Below are 7786 nucleotides of genomic sequence, written 5' to 3'. Positions count from 1 at the left end.
CCGGAGACCGCGTGGGATGCGGTCTCCGGCCCCTGCCGCGTGGCTTCCGTCACGGAAGCCCCGTCACTCGGTCTTGATCGCCGTCAGCATGTTCAGCCGTGCGGCGCTGCGGGCCGGCCAGAGCGAGGCGAGGACGCCCACCAGCGCGGCCAGCACCAGGAAGATCCCGATGCGGCCCCACGGGAGGACCAGCGCGTACTGGGGGATCGCGGTGGCGATCGTACGGCCGATCGCCCAGGCCAGGAACGTACCCAGCAGCACGCCGACCACCGCGCCGAAGACCGAGATGACCACGGCCTCCAGTCGGATCATGCGCTTGACCCTGCCGCGGTCCAGGCCGATCGCCCGCAGCATCCCGATCTCCTGCTTGCGCTCGAAGACCGACATCGCCAGGGTGTTGACCACCCCGAGCACCGCGATGAGCAGCGCCATCGCCAGCAGCCCGTACATGATGTTCAGCGCCAGGTTCACGAAGCCGCCGAACATGTCCCGGATGTCCTGCCGGTCGCTCACACTCATCGCCGGGTTGTCGCCCAGCGCGTCCACGATGGCCTGCTCGTTGGCGTCGGAGGCGCCGCCGTCCATCGTCAGCCAGATGTCGCGGATGTCGGCGACCTCGGTGTGGGCGTTCGCGAGGTCCTCCGGGAGCAGGACGGGGGAGAGGAACTCGTTGGCCTCGTAGACGGCCCCGATCGTCGCCTCGCCCTTCTTCTCGTCCGCGAAGGTCACCGGCAGGGTGTCACCGGTTTTCCAGTGGTTCTTCCGCGCGGTGTCGGAGTCGACCGCGATCCGGCCGTCGGCGAGCGAGTCCAGCGAGCCGGAGACCGTCCTGAGCGCGAAGAGCTTCTGCACGTCGCCCGGGGTGACACCGGACGCCGCGTGGTACTTGCCGCCGACCGTCAGCCAGTCCGCCTGCTGCGGGGAGACCGCGGTGACGCCGTCCGCCTTCCGCAGCGCGGTGAGGGCGGAGGTGTCCAGCGCGTCGCCGCTCGCCATCGAGACCAGGTAGTCGGCCTTGATGTTGTCCGTCGTCATCCGGTCGACCGCCTGCCCGAGGGTGACGCCCAGCACCGAGATGCCGGTGACCAGGGTCAGCCCGATCGCCAGGGCCGAGGCGGTGGCGCCGGTGCGGCGCGGGTTGCGCACCGCGTTCTGCGCGGCCAGCTTCCCGGACACCCCGAACACCCGGGTCAGCAGCGGGCGGACGAGCGCGATGGCCGGCCGCGACAGCAGCGGGATCAGCACGATGATCCCGATCAGTGCCAGGAAGGCACCGGCCGCGATCAGCTTCCGGCCGTTCCCGTCCGCGGCGGCGGCGCCGCCGACGACCCCGGCCGCGCCCAGCAGGGTGAGGGCACCGCCGATCGAGTTCCGGACGACCAGCGAACGGGTGCTCGCCACCGCGTGCACACTGCTCATGGCGGCCACCGGCGCGATCTTCGCGGCCCGGCGGGCGGGCAGATAGGCGGCGAGGACCGTGATCACGACACCCACCGCGAACGCGGCGAGCACCGTGCCCGGGGCGACCACCAGCGGACCCGCCGGGATCTTCCCGCCGATCAGGCCCATCGCGGAGCGCAGCGCGGTGGCGAGGCCGACGCCCAGCGCGAAGCCGATCGCCGAGGCGATCAGGCCCACCACGGCCGCCTCCATCAGCACCGACCGCTTCACCTGCCGGCGGGAGGCACCGACGGCACGCATCAGGGCCAGCTCACGGGTGCGCTGGGCGATCAGCATGCTGAAGGTGTTGGCGATCAGGAAGACGCCCACGAAGAGCGCGATCCCGGCGAAGACCAGCAGGATCGTGTCGAGATTGCCCAGCCCGTCCTCGATCTGCCGCGCCTGCTCGTCGGCGAGCGCCTGCCCGGTACGGGCCTCCGCGCCCTCCGGCAGCAGGGTCTTCACCTCGGCCAGCAGCTTCGTGTCCGAGGCGCCGGGGGCCGCGGCGACCGTGGCTTCCTGGAACTCGCCGGCCCGCAGGAACAGCCGCTGCGCGGTCGCCCCGTCGAAGAGGACCAGGCTGCCGCCCGCGTTGACCGCACCGTCCTCGGTGGTGAAGACACCGGTCAGGGCGTACTCCTTCACCGGCCCGTTGGTCGCCACACGTACCGTGTCGCCCACGTGGTAGCCGCCCTTGTCGGCGGAGGCGCTGTCCAGGGCGATCTGGCCGTCCTTCACCGGGCCGTCGCCGGAGGTGAAGGTGTACGAGGGGTCCTGGCCGTCCTTGCCGGGGGCGAAGTTGCCGCCGTTGGTGGACCAGCCGTCGCCGATGAGCTTGCCGTCACGGCCGGCGGCCCCGGCGAAACCGGAGACCCGTCCGGTCGCCCCGGCCACGCCGTCCAGCGCGCGGATCTTGTCCAGGGTGGCCTCGGAGATGCCGGCGGTCTTGTCGTCGTGGCGGCCGGAAGAGGTCGAGACGGCGACCGCGACGTCCTCGTAACTCTTGGCGGACTGGTTGCGGAAGGCGTTGCCGAGGGTGTCGGTGAAGACCAGCGTGCCGGAGACGAAGGCGACGCCGAGCATGACCGCGAGCACGGTCATCAACAGCCTGGCCTTGTGCGCGAGCACATTGCGCAGGGCGGTACGGAACATGTGGGTGTCCTGGGATGTAGATCCGGAGGAGGGCGTGGCGCGCCCGGGGACGGGCGGTACGGGGTGGGGCCGGCGGGCCCCGGGGTCAGCTGGTGCGGCCCTTGGCGTCGAACGCCTTCATCCGGTCCAGCACGCTGTCGGCCGTGGGCCGCGCCATCTCGTCGACGACCGCGCCGTCCGCGAGGAAGATCACCCGGTCCGCGTAGGACGCGGCGACCGCGTCGTGGGTCACCATCACGACGGTCTGTCCCAGCTCGCGCACGGAGTTGCGCAGGAAGCCCAGGACCTCCGCGCCGGACCGCGAGTCGAGGTTTCCGGTCGGCTCGTCGCCGAAGATGATCTCGGGCTGCGAGGCCAGGGCACGGGCCACCGCGACGCGCTGCTGCTGGCCGCCGGAGAGCTGCGTCGGGCGGTGCTTCAGCCGGTCCGAGAGCCCGATCATGTCGATGACCTGCTGGAGCCAGGCGGCGTCGGGCTTGCGGCCCGCGATGTCCATCGGCAGCGTGATGTTCTCCAGTGCGGTCAGCGTCGGCAACAGGTTGAACGCCTGGAAGATGAACCCGATCTTGTCCCGGCGGAGCTGGGTGAGCTGCTTGTCCTTGAGCGACCCGAGCTCGGTCTCGCCGATGCGCACCGACCCGGAGCTGAAGGTGTCGAGCCCGGCCACGCAGTGCATCAGCGTGGACTTGCCGGAGCCGGACGGGCCCATGATCGCGGTGAACTCGCCCTGCGGGAAGTCCACGGAGACCCGGTCCAGGGCGACCACCTGGGTCTCGCCCTGGCCGTAGACCTTCGACAGCTCCGTGGCGCGCGCGGCGACGCCGGTGGCACGGGGAACGGGGGGCGCGGTGGTCACAGGGACACTCCTGAGGGGTACGGGGGTGGAAAGCCGGGGGGCCGCGGGGCCGGACGCCCCCGTGACCGGACCGCGCGGCCGGAGAGGGCCGACGGCACCCGGGGTCTCAGGGGACTCCTTCATCCTCCTCGTCCCCCGCGCCCCGGTCGTCAGTCCCCGTGCCCGTTCGGGTGTCGACTTGAGTCGCACCGGGGTGGGACCCTCCTCCTCCTCCGGTATGACATCGCGCCCCGGTCGGGACGACTCCGGGGCCCGCGCCATGTTCCGGCAGGTCAGGCGAAGATCGCCCCCCCCCCCGGCCCCGGGTACGCCGGCCGCCCGTACGCGGGCCGCCCGCACCCCGGCCGTCGCTCAGCGCGGTGGTGCCGTCGAGCCGCGCGGTACGAGACGGGCGGTCGTCTCCTGGCGGGACTCGGCCACCCCCTCCGCGATCAGCGTCAGCAGGGTGCGCGCGGCCAGCGCCCCGTACGCCGGGATGTCCCGCCGCAGTGCGGTCAGCGGCGGCCGGACCACCTGAGAGAGCTGCGAGTCGTCCCAGGCGACGAGCGAGAGGTCGGCGGGTACGTCCAGACCCATCTCCTGGGCGACGGACAGCCCCGCGACGGCCATGATGTCGTTGTCGTAGATGATCGCGGTCGGCCGGTCCGGCGCGCTGACGAGCCGGCGGGTCGCGTGTGCGCCCTCGTCCCCGGAGTAGTCGGTGTGCACCACCACCGGTTCCCCCAGACCGAGTTCGGCGCACGAGCGGTGCTGCTCCCGGTCGCGGAGCCGGGTGTGCGCCAGCTCCGCGAGTCCGGCGACGCGGGCCACCCGGCGGTGGCCGAGCGCGTGGAGGTACGTCAGGGTGTCGCGGAGCGCCGCCGCGTCGTCGGACCAGACCGGCACCAGCGCACCGGCCGCCGAGGGGTGGCCGATCGCGACGGCCGGCAGACCGAGCCCGGCGACTCCCGTGACGCGCGGGTCCGGTCCGCCCGGGTGCGGCTCGCGCAGATCGGCGAGGAACACGCCGTCCACCCGGCCCTCGCCCCACCAGCGCCGGTACACCTCCAGTTCGTGCGCCGGGCCGCTCACCATCTGGAGCAGCAACGCACAGCCCCCGTCCGAGAGTTCGCTCTCCATGCCGCTGATCAGTTCCATGAAGAACGGCTCCACCCCGAGCATTCGGGCGGGGCGGGAGAGCGCGAGGCCGACCGTGCCCGCGCGGGCACGGGTGAGCGCGCGGGCCGCGCTGTTGGGCTGCCAGCCGATCTCCTCGGCGATGGCCTTGATGGCGGCACGCGTGGCGGGGGACACCCCTGGACGGTCGTTGAGCGCGTAGGACACCGCGACCTTGGAGACCCCGGCGCGCAGCGCGATGTCGGCGATCGTCGGGCGGTTCTTGGGCAAAGGGACCTCGCTTAACCGGTTCGCTCCGACCGGCATCGTAGCTCCTGATCCCCTCCGCATCGCTGTGCCACCACCCCCCTACGGGCGCCCTCGAATCCCCTTCCGTTTGACTCGAACGTACCGTCAACTCCCTTGTGCAGCAAGGATGGGAGCGCTCCCGCGAACCCTTGACACCGCCCCCGGGCCCCCATACCTTCACGGCACTTACCCGGTTCAGTGACTCCGCTCGCAGGGACGGCGGGGAGAGGAAGGGCTATGGGTACGGGTATCCGGGTGCGGATCGCCATCGCACTCGCCGTGATCGCGCTCACCGCCACCGCGTGCAGCGGAGGGAGCCCGGCGACGGGCAAGGGTGCGGGCGGCGCGAAGGGCGGGGCGCTGCCGCGCAACGAGACGCTCTACACCACCGGTACGCAGTGGGGGCCGCCGGCCAACTACAACCCGCTGCGCGACTGGGACCACGCCACCGGCACCAAGGGGCTGGTCTACGAGACGCTGTTCCACTTCGACCCCAACGCGGGGAAGCTGACCCCCTGGCTCGCCGAGTCCGGCGCCTGGAAGGACGCGAAGACCTACGAGGTGAAGCTGCGGCCCGGGATCACCTGGTCCGACGGCGAGCCGCTCACCGCCAAGGACGTCGCGTACTCCTACGGCCTCGGCAAGATCGAGGCCTCCTCCTTCCACTCCCTGTGGAGCTGGCTCTCCGGCGCCGAGGCGGTGGACGACACGACCGTCCGCTTCACCTTCAAGACGGCCCACTACCAGGAGTGGGACTTCACCCTCTACGGCCGGGCGATCGTCCCCGAACACGTGTGGAGCGGCCGGTCCGAGGAGGAGATCCTCAACGGGGTCAACGACAAGCCGGTCGGCAGCGGGGCGTACACCCTCAAGAGCAAGTCCCAGGACCGGGTCGTCTGGCAGCGCCGCGACACCTGGTGGGGCACGAAGGCGCTCGGCATGACGCCCGCGCCGCGCTACATCGTGGACGTCTCCAACCCGAGCAACGAGGTCGTCATCGGCCAGCTCGGACAGGGGCAGCTCGACCTGAGCAACAACTTCCTGCCCGGCGCCTCCTCGCTGGTCAAGGCCAAGAAGGTCGTCTCGTACTACGACCAGCCGCCCTACATGCTCTCCGCCAACACCGCCTGGCTGGTGCCCAACACCACCCGCAAGCCCCTGGACGACGCCGCCTTCCGCAAGGCGTTGGCGGCCTCCGTGGACATCGACAAAATCGTGAAGGGCGTCTACGGCGACCTGGTCAAGAAGGCCGACCCGACCGGGCTGCTCCCGCAGTGGGACCAGTACATCGACAAGGGCGTGGTGGCCTCGGACGGGTTCTCCTACGACACCGCGGGCGCCAAGAAGATCCTCGCCGACGCCGGATACCGGGACACCGACGGCGACGGCCTGGTCGAGAACAAGGACGGCTCGAAGATCTCCCTCAAGCTGGCCGTGCCCACCGGCTGGACCGACTGGATGGAGGCCGCCAAGGTCATCGCCGCCGGAGCCAAGTCCGCGGGCATCTCGGTGACCACGGAGTTCCCCGACCAGAACGCGCTCAGCGAGCAGCGCGCCAAGGGGGACTTCGACCTCGTCATCAACAACGACCGTCAGCTGTCCAACACGCCGTGGACGTACTACGAGTACATGTTCCAACTCCCCGTCCAGAAGCAGCAGAACACGGTGAACTTCGGACGGTACGAGAACCAGCAGGCGTGGGACCTGGTCCAGCAGCTCGGCGCGGTGCCGACCGACGACGCGGCCGGGATGAAGGCGGTGACGAGCAAGCTCCAGAAGATCCAGCTGGACGAGATGCCGATCATCCCGCTCTGGTACAACGGCCTCTGGTCGCAGTCCACCACCGGCACCTGGACCAACTGGCCCTCGGACAAGCCCGGTGCGCCCACCTACGCCCCGGCGCTCTGGCGCAACTGGCTGGAGATGGGCGGCTTCGAGATGCTGACCCAGCTCAAGCCGGCGAAGTAGCCCGCCCGGGGACCGGTACGGGAGGCCCGGCGGCCACCCGTACCGGCCCCTTCGCGCGGACGCCTTCCTCGCGCGGACGCCTTCCTCGCGCGAGCATTCCCCTTCGCGCGGGCATTCCTCTTCGCGCGGACGTCCCCACTCTCGCGCGGACGCCCGCCACCCTCGTGCCGCCCGGCCGCCCGTGCCGCCGCCCGGCCTCCAGACCGTCCCGCCGGGAGCGCCGCCCTGACACGCGCGCGCCCGGCGGGGCACCCCGACGGGAGCTCCCTTGCGCCGCTACTTCGCCCGAAAACTCCTGGTCTACGCGCTGACCTTCGTCGTCGCCGTCACCGTCAACTGGATGATCCCGCGCTTCATGCCGGGCGACCCGGTCGCCTCCATGGTCTCCCGCGCCCGCGTCTCCCAGCCGGAGGCCGCCGACGCGATGCACGCCTACTACGACAACCTCTTCGGCTTCGACCAGCCCGTCTGGCAGCAGTACCTGCACTTCTGGGGCGCCCTGTTCCAGGGCGACTTCGGGATCTCCGTCTGGGTGTTCCCGACGCCCGTCTCCGACGTACTGCTCGACGCGCTCCCGTACACCCTGGGGCTGATGATCCCGGCGGTGCTGCTCAGCTGGATCGTCGGCAACTGGGCGGGCGCGCTCGCCGCCCGCCGCAAGGTGCTCGACAACACCGTGCTCCCGGCGGGCTACCTGCTGACCGCGATGCCGTACATGTGGATCGCCGTGATCCTCGCCTGGGCCCTCGGCTCGAAGGCCGGATGGTTCCCGATCTCCGGCGGCTACAGCCTGGACATCCAGCCCAGTTGGACCCTCGACTTCGTGGCCGACCTGGCGCACCACTGGGTCCTGCCGTTCCTGTCGCTCTTCCTCGTCGCGCTCGGCGGCTGGGCCATCGGCATGCGCAACATGATCATCTACGAGCTGGAGTCCGACTACTCCTCGTACCTCTCCGCCCTCGGCGC

The 7786-nt window shown here is 71.1% G+C and carries 5 protein-coding genes; 2 read left to right on the top strand and 3 right to left on the bottom strand.

Annotation, left to right across the window (positions count from 1 at the left end; genetic code table 11):
• Positions 1-63: 63 nt before the first annotated feature.
• The 3 genes from ACWD3D_RS30135 to ACWD3D_RS30125 all read right to left on the bottom strand — a co-directional run bounded on the left by ACWD3D_RS30135 (position 64) and on the right by ACWD3D_RS30125 (position 4834).
• Complete coding sequence (locus tag ACWD3D_RS30135; protein ID WP_451463927.1) at positions 64-2592, bottom strand: ABC transporter permease; 2529 nt, start codon at positions 2590-2592, stop codon at positions 64-66.
• Positions 2593-2677: 85 nt separating this feature from the next.
• Positions 2678-3448, bottom strand: a complete 771-nt coding sequence (locus ACWD3D_RS30130) for an ABC transporter ATP-binding protein (protein WP_451463926.1) — start codon at positions 3446-3448, stop codon at positions 2678-2680.
• A gap of 351 nt (positions 3449-3799) precedes the next feature.
• Positions 3800-4834 (bottom strand): LacI family DNA-binding transcriptional regulator, encoded by a 1035-nt coding sequence (locus ACWD3D_RS30125; RefSeq protein ID WP_451463925.1) that lies wholly within the window; start codon positions 4832-4834, stop codon positions 3800-3802.
• Positions 4835-5089: 255 nt separating this feature from the next.
• Here ACWD3D_RS30125 and ACWD3D_RS30120 point away from each other — a divergent pair, with 255 nt between their 5' ends.
• Complete coding sequence (locus tag ACWD3D_RS30120; protein WP_451463924.1) at positions 5090-6820, top strand: ABC transporter substrate-binding protein; 1731 nt, start codon at positions 5090-5092, stop codon at positions 6818-6820.
• A 268-nt stretch (positions 6821-7088) separates the two neighbouring features.
• On the top strand, positions 7089-7786 hold a 698-nt coding region (locus ACWD3D_RS30115), incomplete at its 3' end, for an ABC transporter permease (RefSeq protein WP_451463923.1).

It is taken from the genome of Streptomyces sp. NPDC002690, assembly GCF_053592415.1.
The sequence above is the reverse complement of the archived record's forward strand: the minus strand, read 5'-3'. Positions and strand labels throughout refer to the sequence as shown.